Annotated in this window: 12 protein-coding genes and 1 pseudogene; 8 read left to right on the top strand and 5 right to left on the bottom strand. The window is 47.3% G+C overall.

The features are described 5' to 3' along the window. Positions 1–225: transposase (locus H6A34_RS09970; RefSeq protein ID WP_205104226.1), on the top strand; the 225-nt coding region annotated here is incomplete at its 5' end. Between the two features lie 22 nt (positions 226–247). Here the strand turns inward: H6A34_RS09970 and H6A34_RS09965 are convergent. Continuing rightward, positions 248–1,309: pseudogene (locus H6A34_RS09965) on the bottom strand (SusC/RagA family TonB-linked outer membrane protein); the annotation flags it as partial. Between the two features lie 798 nt (positions 1,310–2,107). Between H6A34_RS09965 and H6A34_RS09960 the strand changes: the two are divergent. The 7 genes from H6A34_RS09960 (at position 2,108) to H6A34_RS09930 (ending at position 9,884) form a co-directional block, all read left to right on the top strand. Next, positions 2,108–2,380, top strand: coding sequence for a co-chaperone GroES (locus H6A34_RS09960; protein WP_021947079.1), 273 nt, complete (start codon positions 2,108–2,110; stop codon positions 2,378–2,380). Between the two features lie 123 nt (positions 2,381–2,503). Next, the gene (gene groL, locus H6A34_RS09955; protein WP_205105359.1) at positions 2,504–4,132 is read left to right on the top strand and encodes a chaperonin GroEL; all 1,629 of its coding nucleotides are present in this window, start codon (positions 2,504–2,506) and stop codon (positions 4,130–4,132) included. A gap of 377 nt (positions 4,133–4,509) precedes the next feature. Then, complete coding sequence (locus tag H6A34_RS09950; RefSeq protein WP_021947077.1) at positions 4,510–4,698, top strand: hypothetical protein; 189 nt, start codon at positions 4,510–4,512, stop codon at positions 4,696–4,698. A gap of 3 nt (positions 4,699–4,701) precedes the next feature. Next, positions 4,702–6,252, top strand: coding sequence for a RapZ C-terminal domain-containing protein (locus H6A34_RS09945; RefSeq protein WP_205105350.1), 1,551 nt, complete (start codon positions 4,702–4,704; stop codon positions 6,250–6,252). Next, positions 6,249–6,986, top strand: a complete 738-nt coding sequence (locus H6A34_RS09940; protein WP_205105342.1) for a nucleotidyltransferase family protein — start codon at positions 6,249–6,251, stop codon at positions 6,984–6,986. Before H6A34_RS09945 ends, H6A34_RS09940 begins: the two co-directional genes overlap by 4 nt. A 437-nt stretch (positions 6,987–7,423) precedes the next feature. Continuing rightward, positions 7,424–8,965, top strand: coding sequence for a glutamine-hydrolyzing GMP synthase (gene guaA / locus H6A34_RS09935; RefSeq protein WP_205105340.1), 1,542 nt, complete (start codon positions 7,424–7,426; stop codon positions 8,963–8,965). Between the two features lie 424 nt (positions 8,966–9,389). After that, positions 9,390–9,884, top strand: a complete 495-nt coding sequence (locus tag H6A34_RS09930; RefSeq protein ID WP_205105337.1) for a peptidase associated/transthyretin-like domain-containing protein — start codon at positions 9,390–9,392, stop codon at positions 9,882–9,884. Between the two features lie 341 nt (positions 9,885–10,225). On the opposite strand, the gene H6A34_RS09925 is transcribed toward H6A34_RS09930, so the two are convergent. The 4 genes from H6A34_RS09925 to H6A34_RS09910 all read right to left on the bottom strand — a co-directional run. Then, complete coding sequence (locus tag H6A34_RS09925; RefSeq protein WP_205105335.1) at positions 10,226–11,203, bottom strand: Rpn family recombination-promoting nuclease/putative transposase; 978 nt, start codon at positions 11,201–11,203, stop codon at positions 10,226–10,228. Between the two features lie 169 nt (positions 11,204–11,372). Next, a complete protein-coding gene (locus tag H6A34_RS09920) occupies positions 11,373–12,989 on the bottom strand; it encodes a fibronectin type III domain-containing protein (RefSeq protein WP_205105328.1) in 1,617 nt (538 codons plus the stop codon). A 100-nt stretch (positions 12,990–13,089) separates the two neighbouring features. Beyond that, positions 13,090–14,928 (bottom strand): RagB/SusD family nutrient uptake outer membrane protein, encoded by a 1,839-nt coding sequence (locus H6A34_RS09915; RefSeq protein ID WP_205105326.1) that lies wholly within the window; start codon positions 14,926–14,928, stop codon positions 13,090–13,092. A 152-nt stretch (positions 14,929–15,080) separates the two neighbouring features. Next, positions 15,081–17,717: SusC/RagA family TonB-linked outer membrane protein (locus tag H6A34_RS09910; RefSeq protein WP_205105323.1), on the bottom strand; the 2,637-nt coding region annotated here is incomplete at its 5' end.

Raw genomic sequence — 17,717 nt, 5'->3', positions numbered from 1 at the left:
AACTCGCTCATGGACCTGCACGACAAAATCCTGCTGCGGAAAAGGGCGCTCATTGAAACCGTCAACGACGAACTCAAGAATGTATGCTACATTGAACATACCAGGCACCGCAGCATTGACGGTTTTGTTTCCAACCTGATTGCAGGGCTTATCGCATACAACCTGCTTCCTAAGAAACCGTCACTCAATATTGACATCATTGATAAAAGCAGGCTTATTGCATAAGATTATTATACCGAACTCACGTTAATTTCGCGTTCAGCTTTGCGTTGACGTTGTTCTTTGAGTATCCCGAGCCAACCATGATACTTTCTTCGTCGGTGTGCGAATAGCCGATGTTGTATTTCAAGTCTTTTGACCCTCCGCTTACGTTCACGTTGTACATGTTCTGCTGTCCGGTGCGTCCGAACATCTGGTCTTGCCAGTCATTGCCTTCCACCGATTTCCAGATTTCAAGGTCGTCGTAGTTGCCGTAGTCAGAGGTTGTCGATGACGTGCCGGCCGTTCCCAACTCATATTGGTAGTACGCATAATTGTACGGGTCCATGACGTCGATGAGTTTCGTTACCTTTTTCCATCCGTGAGATGCGTTGAAGTTTACTTGTGGCTTGCCTTCGTGGCCGCTCTTTGTCGTGACGATAATGACGCCGTTGGCTCCGCGTGCGCCGTATATTGCGGTTGATGATGCGTCTTTAAGCACGTCGATACTCTCGATTTCCGACGGCGAAATGTCGCTGATACTCTCAACTGGGAATCCGTCGACGATGTACAACGGCGAGTTGTCCTGCGACAGCGAGCCTCCTCCACGCACGCGTATCTTCACGTCGGCGTCGGGCGAACCCTCGGTCGTCGTGATGTTTACGCCGGCCATTTTGCCGGTCAGCGCCTCGCTGACGTTTGCCACAGGCGTGTTGCCTATCTGCTCGGCGTTGACGGAAGTTACCGCGCCGGTGAGGTCGCGTTTGCGTACCGAGCCGTAGCCTATCACCACAAGGTCGTCAAGAGCCGTGGCCTCGTCTTCGAGCGTCACGGCTACGGTGGTTTTGCCTTTTGTGCTGACGGTGGTTGTTTTCATTCCAATGTACGAGATTTGCAATGGATTGTCGCCTGTCAACTTGATTGTGAAGTTACCGTCAAGGTCGGTCACGGCGACGTTTTTCGTGCCTTGCTCCTGGACTGTGGCTCCGATGACAGGTTCGCCTCCCGAGTCTTTCACCGTACCCTTGACTGTCTGCGCCGAGAGGTTGCCAGCTAAGAGCACTGACAGTGCCAACAGCGCAAGTCTGAAAATTTTTGAATTGCCAAACATAATATTATAAATTTAAATAAAGGGTTGAATAAATCTGTATTAGTCAGGACGTCGTTGTTATGTTGTCCGTGCGTTTGCCGTGCAGCATAACGCTTTGCCTTACGATGGCTTTTCGGTAAAATTAGTTTTTAATAATTTTGCTTCGATTGCTGCAAAAATATCAAAAAGGTGTAGTTGCGGCAAGATAATTGTTCGCATTCTAAATCCCTGCTATACACATAGTTACGTTTAACGGACGGATCTCTGGTTTGGCTTGTGCGGCGGTTGGCAGTATGTAAAAAGTGTTTATCATGTCTGTTAAAATCGTGTTATGTGCCATGTTGGTCTATGTAAACACGCTGTTGTCACTCGGAGCGCGGATTCCGGTCCTGTGCGGGGGCTTCGCCGGCAATGTTAACAACAGTTGCATGGCATGGCCGAAAGGTGCTCTGTTTTAAGGTTTTACAATGGTTTGCGTGTCATTTTCAGGCATTCCATTGAGGAGTACTGCTTGTTTTAAAATACAAAAGGCGGCAAAACACCGTCCGAAAGACGGTATATTGGCTTGTAAAAGGCGGTCTTTTGCAGGCTAAAAGGCCGCCTTTTGTAAGTTATGCCATTTGGTTATGCCAGACGGGTGGCGCTCAATGCCTTTTCGTCATGTAGCCACGCTTCTTCCGACTGACATTTTTGTCAGCAATAATGTGACATTTCTGTCAGTTTGACTTTTGGCACGCTTTTCGCTATAATGTTGTCGAAAGCGCTTCGATGCGCACATGTTAATATATTAAGGTAAACAACATTAAAATTATAAGAATTATGAACATCAGACCATTGGCAGACAGAGTGCTGGTTCTTCCCGCTCCTGCAGAAGAGAAAGTCGGCGGTATCATCATTCCGGATACGGCAAAAGAAAAACCACTTCACGGCAAAATCGTTGCTACAGGTAATGGCACCAAGGATGAAGAGATGGTGCTCAAGGTTGGCGACGAGGTGCTTTATGGCAAATATTCAGGTACAGAACTTGAGTTTGAGGGCGAGAAGTATCTCATGATGCGTCAAAGCGACGTTCTCGCAGTTATCGAAAAATAAAAAGTAAAATAGTAAATAAGGTAAAACAAATATGTGAGGGTGAGAACGTGAGAAGATATGCGGCAAGGCATTACCGCATATACCTTAACTACTTACTCTTTACATCCGAAAAAATAAATCATCATGGCAAAGGAAATAAAATATAATGTTGACGCCCGCGACCTGCTTAAGAAGGGCGTTGACCAGTTGGCAAACGCAGTAAAGGTTACACTCGGCCCGAAAGGTCGTAACGTCATTATAGAAAAGAAATTCGGTGCGCCCCAGATAACAAAGGATGGTGTTACTGTAGCAAAGGAAATCGAACTTGCAGACCACTTCGAGAATACTGGCGCGCAGCTTGTAAAGAGCGTAGCAAGCAAGACAGGTGACGATGCCGGCGACGGAACCACGACCGCTACTATCCTTGCGCAGAGCATAGTAAACGTTGGACTGAAAAACGTTACCGCAGGCGCTAACCCGATGGACCTGAAGCGTGGTATTGACAAGGCCGTTGCAGCCGTTGTTGAATACATCAAGAACAACGCCGAGAAGGTTGACGATAACTATGACAAGATAGAGCAGGTAGCTACTGTCAGCGCTAACAACGACCCCGAAATCGGTAAGCTCATTGCTGACGCAATGCGTAAGGTTAGCAAGGACGGAGTTATCACGATAGAGGAGAGCAAGAGCCGCGACACGCATATCAACGTTGTTGAAGGTATGCAGTTCGACCGTGGTTACCTGAGCGGATACTTCGTAACCGACGCAGACAAGATGGAGTGCGTAATGGAGAATCCTTATATTCTCATCTATGACAAAAAGATAAGCTCAATCAAGGACTTCCTTCCCATTCTGCAGCCTGCTGCCGAGAGCGGACGCCCGCTGTTGGTAATCGCTGAGGATGTTGATTCTGAAGCTCTTACAACACTTGTTGTAAACCGTCTGCGTGGCGGCTTGAAGATTTGCGCGGTCAAGGCTCCTGGCTTTGGCGACCGTCGTAAGGCTATGCTCGAGGATATAGCAATCCTGACCGGTGGCGTAGTGATAAGCGAAGAGAAGGGTCTTAAACTGGAGCAGGCTACTCTTGAAATGCTCGGAACTTGTGATAAGGTAACCGTAACCAAGGATAATACGACGATTGTAAACGGTGCTGGTGACAAGCAGTGCATCGCTGACCGTGTAGCCCAGATAAAGAACGAGATATCCAACACCACAAGCTCTTACGACAAGGAGAAGCTGCAGGAGCGTCTGGCTAAGATTTCAGGCGGCGTGGCAGTTCTCTATGTAGGTGCCAACAGCGAGGTTGAGATGAAGGAGAAGAAAGACCGTGTAGACGATGCTCTCTGCGCTACCCGAGCAGCTATCGAGGAAGGCGTAGTAGTAGGCGGCGGCACAACATACATCCGCGCTCTTGACACTCTGACAGGACTGAAAGGCGACAATGCCGATGAGCAGACAGGTATCAACATCGTAGTACGCGCTATCGAGGAGCCGTTGCGCCAGATTGTCGCTAACGCAGGAGGCGAGGGCGCAGTCGTAGTGCAGAAGGTTCGCGAGGGTGAAGGCGACTTCGGATACAACGCACGCACCGACGAGTACGAGGATTTGCGTAAGGCCGGAGTAATTGATCCTGCAAAGGTAGCCCGTGTTGCTCTTGAGAACGCCGCTTCAATTGCCGGCATGTTCCTGACAACTGAGTGCCTTATTGTAGATAAGCCAGAGGAAAAACCTGCAATGCCGATGGCAAATCCAGGTATGGGTGGAATGATGTAATTTGATAACTACAGATAACAAAAAGAGGGGGCATCCGTAAGGGCGCCCCTTTTTTAGCGTTTTTTGATGTATAAAATACAATTTTTTATGGCAAAAACTTGCACGGCACTTATAAAGTGCGTACCTTTGCCAATGATAAAAGATACATGATGGAGATAGATTCTAAAGTAGATATTTTTTTGATTTGTTTTAGTAGATTAGTTTTTAAGTAGTTTGTTTTTTGAAAATCGCTTGTCGTGACGACATGCGATTTTTTTGTATGTATGTATAAGTAAAAAACAAAGACTTTATTTCGTAGTGTATTTATTTTTGATTACCTTTGTCGCCAATAACTAACTTGTTTTTATGCTATCGGCGTTAAGTAACGCCCGTTATTTATGGATGTCAATGATTTTAAGATAAAGAAGGGCCAGTGGCTTTTGTATATTGTGGTGTCGGCTGGTCTGCTTTACATTACGGAGTCATGGCTTATGGCTCTGGGTATAATGCTTTTGCTGATACTTATTGACCGCATGATAGCTGAGTATGAGCGTAAAAAGCGTGGTGAAGACAATAATCTGTTTTGACGTATGCAGAAGCTTTTTGACTTATACCGCTCGTGGTGCGGAGCTGACCCAATGGGAGTTGAACCCGTAGCAGCCGCGGGAAGTAACCGTAAATACTATCGCTTAACGGCAGAGGACGGCACTTCTGTGATAGGTGTAATCGGTACAAGCCGTGACGAAGACCATGCGTTTATATATCTTTCGGGGCATTTCCGCAAGCGGCAGTTGCCCGTACCGCGCATATTTGCCGTGGCCGATGATGAGTTGAGATATCTTCAAGAAGATCTTGGCAGGGTTTCGCTTTTCGGAGCCATAAGCGGAGGGCGCGATGCCGGTGGACGATACAACAGAAAGGAGCGGCAGTTGCTTATAAATACAATACGCGAACTGCCGGACATCCAGATTCGTGGAGCGCGCGGTTTGGATTGGTCAAACTGTTATCCGCAGCCTGAATTCAACGAGGACAGTGTGCTTTTTGACCTCAATTATTTCAAGTATTGTTTCCTGAAACCGACTGAACTTGATTTCCACGAATTGAAGTTAGAGGCTAATTTCCGCCTTTTTGCCAAAGACCTTGTGGCTGAAAAGGCGGACAGTTTCATGTATCGTGACTTTCAGGCACGCAACGTTATGCTCGACGCAGCCGGACATCCGTATTTCATTGATTATCAAGGTGGACGTAAGGGACCTTATTATTATGACCTGGCCTCTTTCTTGTGGCAGGCATCGGCAAAGTATCCGTATAAATTGCGGCGTGAACTTGTATATGAGTATTATAACTCATTGAAAAACTATACGGAGGTTCCATCCGTACGCCATTTCGTAGAGCGGCTTAGTCTTTTCGTACTGTTCCGTACGCTTCAAGTGCTCGGAGCATACGGTTTTCGTGGGTATTTTGAGCGGAAGAAGCATTTTCTTGACAGCATACCGGCGGCAATGCAGAATTTGCGTGAGCTGTTGAAACTTAATGTTTTCACGTATCCTTATCTACTTGATGTCTTGAAACGGCTTACGGAGTTGCCTCAGTTCGCTAACATAGAAGAGCCTGCCCTGACACGTGCTGACGGTTTTAAGGTGTCGGATAGCAATGTTTATTCGGCTCATCCTTCCGACGGCCCAGCGACATTCTCAAAATATGACAACAAAGGGCCGCTTGTTGTAAAGGTGTTCAGTTTCTCTTTTCATAAAGGAATACCGGAAGACGAGAGCGGTAACGGTGGCGGTTATGTGTTTGACTGCCGTGGAACGCACAATCCTGGGCGTTATGAGCCGTATAAAAAGCTGACCGGACTCGACGAACCGGTAATCCGTTTCCTTGAAGACGACGGAGAGATACTGACATTCCTTGAAAGTGTCTACAAATTGGCCGACGTCCATGTGCGCCGATACATCCAGCGAGGCTTCACGAGCCTGATGTTCAGTTTCGGATGTACAGGTGGCCAGCACCGCAGCGTATATGCGGCACAGCATTTGGCGGAGCACATTAACGACAAGTTCGGTGTTGAGGTTAGGGTTGTGCATCGTGAGCAGAATATAAATAAGATATTGGAAGCAAAACGTACGGAAGTAAAATGATGCAAGCAATGATTTTCGCCGCGGGTCTCGGCACAAGACTGAAACCTATAACTGATACCATGCCTAAGGCTCTTGTCAGGGTAGGGGGAGTGCCTCTTATCGAGCATGTTATTGGGAGGCTCAGGTCATCCGGAACGGACAGGATTGTCGTAAACGTTCATCATTTTGCGTCACAGGTAACGGATTTCTTGCGTAGTAATGATAATTTCGGTATTGACATCCGCATAAGCGACGAGTCGGCAATGCTGCTTGACACCGGTGGCGGAATAAAGAAAGCGGCTCCGTTATTTTGCGGCGACCGCCCGATTCTCATACACAATGTCGACATTCTTTGTAACGTTGACCTTGCGTGGTTGTATTCCATGCATGCCGATAATGACGCGACATTGCTTGTTAGCGAGCGCAAGACCAAGCGTTATCTGTTGTTCGATGACGATATGAGGCTGGTTGGTTGGACTAATATAGAGACAGGTGAGGTAAAGACTCCGTATCCTTATATTGATGTAAAGTCATGCCGTATGTTTGCGTTTTCGGGCATACACGTGTTCTCGCCACGTTTGTTTCCGCTTATGGATAACTTTCCGGATAAGTTTGGCATAATGGATTTTTACCTCAAAGTGTGCGCTGAAGCCAATGTATGCGGTGTGGTGAAGCCGGACTTGCGTTTGCTTGATGTCGGAAAACTTGATACGTTGTCAGAGGCAGAACAGTTTGTTGCCGCCAACGTTCTTTGAGCAAGTTATGTCTCGGTGCAGATTTCCTTATACTGACAGGTAGCCCTGCCGTCTATTACTTATTTTGCAAAAGGCGGCCTTTCTGTTACTGAAAGGTGGCCTTTTGCGTTGCAATTTACGGCTTTTTGCAACGTTATTTGCCGTATTTTGTATTATTGATTAAATCTGTGCGTTTTTGAATTGTGTGTTTCCGTACGTACTATGGCGTGTTTTCGTTCAATAAACCAACTCATTATGTCGAAACATAAAAAAAATATTGTACCTTTGCAAAAGAATTTCTGAAGGTACAAGAAATATGGACAAGCGGACGGATGGCAAGGCACATCTTTTTGTCAACTTGTATCTCGTCACTTGTCAACTGTAAAAAAGCTTTTGTATTCGACTCTTTAACGGGCGAAGCAAACGGTAACTTCTTAAACTCCTAATAAATAGATACAATGCAGAAAATCATCATTCTCGATTTCGGATCGCAGACAACGCAGCTCATCGGCCGTCGTGTGCGCGAGCTCGACACGTTTTGCGAAATCCTGCCTTACAACAAGTTTCCGCAGGACACGACGGGCGTTATCGGCGTAATCCTTAGCGGTTCGCCTTATTCCGTGCACGACCCGGAGGCCTTCAAGGTTGACTTGAGCCAGTTTGTAGGCAAGTTCCCCGTGCTCGGAATATGCTACGGAGCGCAGTTCATCGCCTCGCAGGGAGGCGGAAAGGTTGAAAAGACCAATACGCGCGAGTACGGGCGGGCACACCTTACGTCGTTTGATGCGCAGAATCCTTTGTTCCGTGGCTTCAAGGAGAACTCTCAAGTGTGGATGAGCCACGGCGATACTATTACGGCGATACCGGCCGACTGCCACGTTATAGCCTCCACGGCCGACGTTAAGTTTGCTGCATACGCCAGCGACAGCAAGCCATTGTGGGCGGTGCAGTTCCATCCCGAAGTGTTCCATACTGAACAGGGTAAGCAGTTATTGCAGAATTTTGTCGTGGATATATGCGGCAGCAAGCAGGAGTGGAGTGCTGCATCATTCGTAGAAACGACGGTCAAGGAACTGAAGGAGCAGCTCGGCAACGACCGTGTAATCCTCGGACTTAGCGGCGGTGTTGACTCTTCTGTATGCGCTACTCTGCTTAACCGAGCAATCGGCAGCAATCTGACATGTATCTTCGTTGACCATGGAATGCTTCGCAAGAACGAGTTTCAGAAAGTCATGGATGCATATAAGGGGCTTGGCCTGAACGTGATCGGCGTTGACGCGAGTGACAAGTTCTTCAAGGATCTTGAAGGAGTGACAGATCCAGAGCAGAAACGTAAAATCATCGGACGTGACTTTGTTGAAGTGTTTAATGCCGAGGCAAAGAAGATAACAGACGCCAAATGGCTTGCTCAGGGAACCATTTATCCCGACCGTATAGAGAGCCTGAGCATTACAGGTATGACAATCAAGAGTCACCACAACGTAGGCGGACTGCCGAAAGAGATGAAGTTGCAGCTTTGTGAGCCGTTGCAGTGGCTGTTCAAGGATGAGGTGCGCCGTGTTGGTTACGAGCTGAAAATGCCTGAACGACTTATCAAGCGCCATCCCTTCCCAGGACCAGGACTGGCCGTGCGCATACTTGGCGACATAACGCGTGAGAAAGTCCGTATCCTGCAAGACGCCGACGACATCTACATCGAGAACATGCATAACTACGTTTGCGAGGATGGAGAGTCGCTTTACGACAAGGTATGGCAGGCCGGCACCGTTCTTCTCTCGACAATACGCAGTGTCGGGGTTATGGGCGATGAGCGTACTTACGAACATCCCGTAGCCTTGCGTGCGGTAACCAGCATGGACGCCATGACGGCCGACTGGGCTCACCTGCCTTATGACTTTATGGCAAAAGTGTCTAACGAAATAATCAATAAGGTGAAAGGCGTAAACCGCGTATGCTATGATATTTCGTCAAAACCGCCTTCGACAATAGAGTGGGAATAGTTGTTTGACGTAATCATATAGGGAATACCAGTAAAAAATTACCGTTACGGTCTTGTCAATGCATATTGTTCATGGCAGCCGTGACGGTTTTTTTGAGCTTGTTATACTGCATTGTTTTTATTGTCTGTAAGGGTTTTCACACTGATGAAAATCCGTATTTTGCCCAATACCGTAATCGACAGGCTGGCGGACAGGTCTGCTGGCGGTATGTCTTTCAGGTTAAATAAACATGTATTGTTGGTAAAATGCGGTAACTCATTATGTCATTTTTTTAATTCTTGATGTGATGGCCGTTTTTGATTTGAACAGATTTTAATCGTTTGGTTAATAATCTGTAACCATTGCTTGTTGTATAGCTTTCATTTTATAGTAAGCTTTGTCTTATTACTGTTTTTTCATAACTTTGTGGCGTTTTAATAAAGTTATGTTTCGTAGAACGCCTGGAGTATTATCTTTTGCATTATTGACCAGCTCAGTCAACACAGCCATTGGTTATGCACAGCAGTATTCAGCTGTGGTATACGACATGGAGACGCGTCGTCATGTGCCAGGAGTTACCGTCTATATCAATCCTAAAGGCACTACTGAAACCGACCGTTACGGACGTTTTACCGTCAGTGGACAGTGTAGTGGCGTAACTTTATCACATGGAACATATGAAAGTTTACGGCTTGACAATGATGAAATAAAGGATACAATATGGCTTATGCCTAAGACCAGGCGACTGGACGAGGTGGTAGTAACGGCCCGGGGACTTCGTCCGGGTTTTGATATTAAGGCAGAATGCCGTAAGATGGGAGTGGCAGGCCCTAAAGCAAGTTCAGGAATTCAGTTCGACTTTTTCTCCATTTTCAACAGAAAGGAACGTAAGCATGCCGAGCGCCGTAAAAAGATAAAGGAAATGTTAGATAAATATTGAATTTCGTCTGTCATCCTTCAGTTTGGCACGCAATTTATTGATTATCAGTCTGTTATGGAATGAAAGATTGTGCAGAATAATCTTTCATCTGGTTGTCGTATATGTTGCGTTGACAGATGTAAGTAGCATCTGTCAGTATATAAGGCGCTCATTGTCAGGACTTTACGCCTGAAATGAAAGACTGAAAGATAAAATGCGAATCTTTTTTTATTGCTATTGATTGAATGTGAACACATTTATTGAATTATAAAAGGCCACCTTTCATAATGTAAAAGGTGGCCTTTTATAATTTAATAAGCCGTATTTTAATGCTAGAAGACGGTTTATTACGATGCAATGTATTACAGTTTCTCGATTTCCTCCGGTGGAAGACTTGTACACTTGGATATTACATCTACCGATATACCCATGGCCTTCATGCTTCGTGCAATGTCAATGGCTTTTTGGGTTCGTCCTTCTGCAATACCTTCCGCACGTCCTTCCGCGCGTCCTTCCGCGCGTCCTTCTGCACGTCCTTCCGCGCGTCCTTCCGCGCGTCCTTCTGCACGTCCTTCCGCACGTCCTTCCGCTAATCCGTCAGCATGACCCTCATCCCATCCGGTCTTGATTACACTGCGTTGGTAACGCAGGGCCTCCATGTCACGGTAATAGGCATGCTTCTCGCGTTCTGGAAGCGAGTCTATGCGCAAGCGTTCACGTGCCTCGGGAAGGCCCTTGGCTGTTGCAGTTGCGTCTATCTCGCCGGTCTTGAGGAACTTTACCCACTCGTCAAGAGGAGTCTTGGCCACTTTGTCGAAGTCGTTTACCCGCAACACGTAGTATTCGGGAAAGATGTCGCCAGCGTCTTTACCGATGAATATTTCCCGCTGGCGCACCGACAGTTGCAGTATGTCATTCTTGTCGTGAAGGCCACGGAACTCCGTTTTGCCGTGGTAGACATAGTCCTTGCCCTGGCCTAGGTCGAAGTAGACGATGTTTATCGAGTATACTTTGCGCACCTTGTCGTAGTCGTCGCCGAGGTTGATATATTCCGAGATGGTCTTAGACACTCCGTACAGCATGCGGTGGAAGTAGTCAAGCTCACGGTTGTTCTGCACCTCGATGATGAGCAGCTTGCCGTGGGTGTCCTCCACGAGCATGTCCGCGCGGTTGAACTTATCGGTGGCGTCGTCCTGGTTGGACTCGCTCTCGAGAAACCGGCATATCCGCAAATCCTCGCCCAGCAGTGTCGAGAGAAATCCCTCAAGCACTACGTAGTTGCTTTTGTTCCTTAGGAGGCGTTTCATCGCCCAGTCAAATCTTATCAGGTTCTCGCTCATTTCATTATTGTTTTATCGCATCGGCAAAGATACGGAAAATATGTTTACTTACAAAGACTTATGCACCAATTGTCATAAAAATGAAGGCTGCATGCCATATCGGCATGCAGCCTTTCCCTCGTCCCGCCTCACGGCGTTAAAGAGATATAAACTTACCTATTCAACTATTTTATTCTTGTGCTGTGTACCAGCGCGGGTCACCGATTTGGCGGGTACTTACATCTTCGTTCTGGATGGTGAAGTCGCCATTGGCTGCATCCTTGTATTGAGGATCATCAGTGTAACCTGATTCGTCAAAGAATCTTGCTTTTTCTTCCCCTCCTTCTGATACGAGATTCTTCGTATTATAGTAGTTGTTATTACTAAAATTAGGCACGTCCGTAGCGCTGTTATCCGAGAATCCTCTACCGCACTCAGGCATATTCGATACCATATTGTTTGTCCAAGTTATCGTGTTGCCCGGGAAGCGTACGTAGAGCAGACGCCTGCTAGAGCTGTTCGCAACTCCGTCAATTGTACAATGATCCACCGTTATTATAGGGCCGGCTGCTCCCGGGAAGCTGCCAGATGCATCGTCGATACGGATAAAGTCACGACCTGTTGCGCTATTGTAAATCGTTGAGTTGGTTATGTTCAAAGTTCCGATTAGTCCCTTACGGGAGTCAAGGAAGTCACCTCCATCACACTCTATATCATGGATAAGGCAGTTGTTGAATGTAACATTTGAAATTGTAGCTGTCACGTTCAAGTAAAGTATTCCTTTAGTATAATTCTTTATTTCGCAGTCTTGGACATCAAGAGAGGCATATGTTACGCCATCTGTTTTGTAGTTGAATGTCTGGTCACCGCTGGTGCCCGTTCCATCGAGGACAACTTGGCTGAGACTTAACGAAGCGCCATCATCAAGTTGGAAACGTCCGTTAATGACTGGACGGCTTGTCGGATAAATACCTTTTATTGTGATGTTTTTGCTTATTGTTGCACATCCTGCTGTTTCTTTAACCTCAGGATCATCTGACGGTGTAATGATGAAAGTTCCACCATATAATGCGAATACGTCGCCGTCCTGTGCTTCTTCGAGCAGCGTCTGTAGGTCATCCGTGTCATGTACCTGTATCGCGCCCTCAAGGTCTGCAATGGTCGTAAAGTCCCTATGACCACGCTGTTTGCCATTGTTGTATAGATAAACATCATATCTTGTTTCAGGATTAAGGCCGTCAACGTACGCAGAACCTGCAGCCAAATCTTCAGGCGTAATGGTATATTCCGGCACGGCAAGCTCTGTAGTACCGTAAAGCATTATCTTTATACTTGTAACCTCTTCTCCTACAGGCCACCTTACCGTGACATTCTTGTCACCGGTATCGTTTTCGGTTATGCTTTCCATTATCTGTTGGGCCGCGGTCTTGAAAGTCACCTCACTCCATTTTGAATTACGGTCTGTGTCTACTGAGTCATTAGCCATTACCCTGGCCGAATACCTTGTATCGTACACAAGCCCGGTAATATCAATAGACGTCTCCGATGTCGTGAGCGTTACGTCTGGCTCGCCCTCAAATGCCAAGCTGTCGTCCGCAAACAGCTGTACGGAATAGTCAACAGCATCTTTAGATGCGTTCCATTGAAGTGTGACGCTCGTCTCTCTAGGATTTCGTGCTTCAAGTTCCGTTGGGGCAAACACACGGTCATAAATAATGCTTGTAATCTCGTCCATTGGGTCATCACATGAGGCCAAGGTAAGCACTCCAAATCCCAAGACAAAAGCCTTATAAATATTTCGTTTCATGATTCTTTTCTTTTACGTTTTGTTTTTTAAGAGTCAATATACTCGGTGCAGGCGAAGAGACGGAATATTGTTTCCCAACTCTTCACCTTTCCACCTTTAATTAGTCCGACAATTGTCCATAGTTACCGTCATTATTTAGCATACCGTTACTGTTTGCGATGACGGTGCTCCATATCGGCCACAGACAGTTCATGCTCGGTGTTTGGATGTATAGTCCGTTGATGTAATCATCATCAATCGGGGATACCCCGTTGCTCACAGTCCAGCCTTTGCTTTCATAGCCTTCTTCATCCTCCAGTCTTTCTCCCTCATCGTCGGTGTCACCGTGCTCAAGACCGTAAGTTATCAGCGTCTCACCATCGTTCTTGTAGTACAGTTTGTCGGGCAGGTCTGCGTATGCACTGCCTTGAGCTCTTGTTGACAGATCGCGCAGTTTTTGTTGTGCCTCGGCCATCTTTTCGTCGATAATACCCCAGCGGATAAGGTCTTGCTTACGGAGCGACTCTCCAGCGAACTCCAATGCACGCTGATCTACTATTCCGTCAAAGAATGCATCCTTGCTGGCCGTGTACTGAGCCATAAGCTGGTTCACTACATCAGCGTTAGATATAGACCTTTCGAGCACAGCCCTCATGTATTGAGCAGCCTCAGATGGGCCGTCAAGCTCATTTATGGCCTCGGCAGCCATCAGGTATATGTCGGCAAGGCGCATTATTACCCAGTTTACGCCGTCGTCATTGCTGGAAACGGGACGGTTGGCAATCCACTCAAAACGGTATTTACCGAAACACCATTTGTCAATGGATCGAGGCTCCTGGATGCAATCGTATTCAGCACTCCACTGATAAGGAACACAAGTTACGTTACGGCGTTCATCGTATTTTGAATAATCATAAAACAGGTAAGGTAGCGGGCCGTTCTCTCCTCCTTTATCACCTTTTTCACTTACCGCTTGATATTTATCTATGGCTTGGTGCTTCACGCCCCATGTATAAACCACACGTCCACGACCAGACGAGAACGGTATCTCGAAGATAGATTCCCTGCCCGCCGATACATCTGGCTGGCATACCTTGCGCCAAGTATCTTCAAAACCGAAGTTACGGATGTCGCTGCTGTGGTTTATTACCTCAAGACATTCATCCTTTACTATCTGGTACATCTTCTCCGGAGCAAGATCGGGGTCATAGCTTCGGCGGAAACCGTCGCCACGGAGGCCATATCCGCACGCGCTGAGGGCAATTCGGGCACGCAGTCCCTTTACGAACGACTTGCTTACACGCTCTGTCGTGTTTGTTATCGTGTTCTCGTTTGGCCAATAACAATAATCAGCAGCCTCATCAAGGTCGGCAAGCAATACTTTATATATTGAGTCACGGTTAGCGCGTGGCTGATACATGGTTTCGTTTGTAATCGGCTCGAAGCGTGCGGGCACGTCTCCGTGCATCTTGATAAGGTCGAAATATACCAATGCTCTGAGCGTCAATGCCTCTCCGAGCAACTGTGCCATATCGGGATCGTTCTCGATGTTTCCGTATGCGCGAAGGCCTCGGATGGACATATTGGCGCGTTCGATTGCTTCATAGAATTTTGAATAACAATCAGTACCTCCCGAAATGTTCATCTGCCCGTTTGTCGGTAATGTGGCATAATTACGCAAGTTCTGTTTATCGTCATTCCTGTTTGAATATGACGGTGTGTCTCCGCTTGTCGTCTCCACGTCCGTATTCATTCCGTAGTAAGGCATAAAGCGTCCGCGGTATGCATTTGTTTCACACAAGGATTGGTGTATGGCCATCACTCCGGCTTCTGCCATTGAATAAATGGAGTAAACCGAACTCTCGTCAAGTGTTGACTGCGTGGGCGCGTCCATGTCACATGACGTAACAAGGCCTGTGGCAGCCAACGAAAGTAATGATATTTTAAGAAAATTCTTCATTGTTTTGTTATTTTGCAGGATGGAAGGAGTAAGGAGGGAAGGAGTAAGTAGATATGCTTTTACTCATATTTATCACTCTAACTTATTTTTCTCCGTCGGAGTAATCTACTTACTCCTCTACTCCTCTACTCTTCTACTCCTTAATTATTTTACTAAAAATTAAGATTCAATCCTATTACGAACGAACGGCTACGTGGGTAACCTGAATAATCGACTCCAGGAGTGAGAGCTGAACTGCGGATACAATCTGATTCAGGGTCGTAACCGCTATAACCGGTGATTGTAAACACGTTGTACGCCGTGCAGTAGAAACGCAGTGTGTTGATACCTATGCGCTTGGTCAGGCTCTGTGGTAGGGTGTAGCCTAATGTAAGCGTGTTCAGGCGGAGGAACGATGCGTCCTCTATAGCCCAGTCCGTCAGATAGAATTGGCTCGTATAGGGCGACCACATCGTGGTGTTGGCATTGAGCTCGGCCAAACGTGCTGGGTCGTTGCATATCTGACCCGTTACTGGGTCGAGGTTTGTCCAACGCTTGCCGTCAGCCATAATGGTCAACATGTTGCGGTACTGGTACTTACTAGTCTGCGTTCCTTCTATCTTGTTGGCATTATATACTTGGTTGCCAATGCTGAAGTTGAAGTTGGCGCTGAGGTCGAAGCCGAAGGCATGTGCGTTGATACCGAAACCTCCGTACAAATCAGGATTTACGTTTCCTATCTTAACAATATCATCCTCATTGATTACACCGTCACCTACAGGATTACCGTTCTCGTCCGTAGTAGTGGGCTGGTCTACCAGTTTTATCGTACCTGGACGTACGTCTTCGCCTGCAATGGTTGGAATTCCAGGTTTTAATTCCCAAGTGTCCGTCGCCGCATCATATCCGATGAAGTCGTCCACTTCATAGCGTCCTGCGCCCTTGTATCCGATAATCTCACCAACCTGTCCGCCAACGGCTATTAAATAGTCGTTACCGATACCGCTGCTGCCGCCGGCCCAACGGCTCTCCCAACCGAAGTCCGCCATCTGGCCGAGATCCTTGATCTTGCTCTTGTTGAGGCCGATGTTGCCGAACAGGTCGATACCCCAGTTCTTCTTGTCTATCACGTGGTAAGTGAAACTGAACTCTATACCCTTATTCTCGGTCTCGCCCATATTGCGGTACTGTTTATCATAACCGGTTCCGGCAACGGGGAACTCTATCAACAGGTCTTTCGTCGTGTTAAGGTAAGCCTCGATACTACCCGAAAGCTTGCCGCCGAAGAGGGTGAAGTCAAGACCGAGGTTGCGCGTGATGGTAGTCTCCCACTTAAGGTCGGGGTTGGCCATTATCTTTGACGGAGCCCAATATTGGGTGAAGCCGTTGATCCATGTCGTTGGATTGGACGAATAAAGTTGTGCAAGTTGTCCTGTCGGGATATTGTTGTTTCCCGCAGTACCATAACTAAAACGCAGCTTCAAGTCGTCGAGCCACTTCTGCGTACCCTTCATGAACGGCTCGGAAGATATACGCCACGCGACAGCCGCAGAAGGGAAGTAGCCCCAGCGGTTTTCTTTCGAGAATTTTGAGGAGGCGTCGGCACGGAATGTAGCTGTCAAGAGATAGCGGTCTTTCCAGTTATAGTTTACACGGCCGAAGAACGAGAGCAGCTTGTCGTCGGCGCTGTAATTGTCGTCAATGAAGTAAGGTGTGCCTTGAGAGGACAGTTTCCATGCCTGGTCTGCCGTATAATCCTCCGGGAAACCGTGTACTTCATTAGTGTTTTCACGCTCTTTCGTTATAATGTACTCATGTCCTATCATCATATTCAGGCTGTGGTCCTTGTTCTTGAACAGCTTGTCGAAGTCGTAGCTGATGGTGTTCGAGTTGCGGAAGCGGTGACGGTTGGTGTCAACCATGCGGATGGCTGGTTTACCCTTATTTGCTTCTGATGGAACGTTTGTTACGTAATAAGTAGTCGTACCCCAGAAGCGCTGGTCGTACTGGTTGTAGTCGTCGTAACCGAACTCGGTGCGAACGTTGAAGTTCTTGAATATCTCCCAGCTGAACGCTCCTGACATATTCAGGCTCTTACGTTCCTTTTTACGGTCGTTGTCATACTGGCTCTGTACGGGGTGATACAGGTTTCCGAGCTCATCGTCGCCAGCTCCTGAGTCAGACCCCAAGTTAGACAATGGCATCGGCCAATAAAGAAGGGCGTATTTCAATCTCTTGTCAGTGTCGTAAGTACTTGTCGCGTCATTTGCGCCACCGCCACGTATGTCGGTGTCGGAGTAACGAACCTGGAAGTCGAGCTTTGTTGTCTTGCTCGGCTTCGTGTTCAGCTTGAGGCTGAAGTTGTCGCGCTTATAGTTTGAGCCTATCTGTATGGCCTTGTCGTTCATGTGGGCGTAGCTGAACGCGTATTTTATGGTCTCAGAACCTCCGCTGATATTTATGTTATGGTTGAACGTGTGGCCTGTGCGTCCGTAAACGATGTCCTGCCAGTCGTTGGCTGCAATGCCCTTATACATATCCATGTCGGCATACGTGCCGAAATAATCAGTATAAGAGGTCATGTCCTCTGAGTTGATCAAGCCGGCCAGCTCGTACTGCCATTTGGCGTAGTCGTAAGGAGAGAGCACGTCCATGGTTTTTGCAACTTTCTTCCAGCTGTAGTAGGCGTTGTAGCTTACGTTTACCTTGCCGGCCTTGCCGCTTTTTGTGGTAACGAGGATAACGCCGTTGGCACCACGCGAACCGTAGATGGCCGTTGACGACGCGTCCTTGAGTACGTCGATACTCTC

Origin of the sequence: Marseilla massiliensis (assembly GCF_016899855.1) — a bacterium.
GTDB lineage: Bacteria > Bacteroidota > Bacteroidia > Bacteroidales > Bacteroidaceae > Prevotella.
Note: the sequence above shows the minus strand (reverse complement) of the source record. Positions and strands in the feature narration are given on the sequence as shown.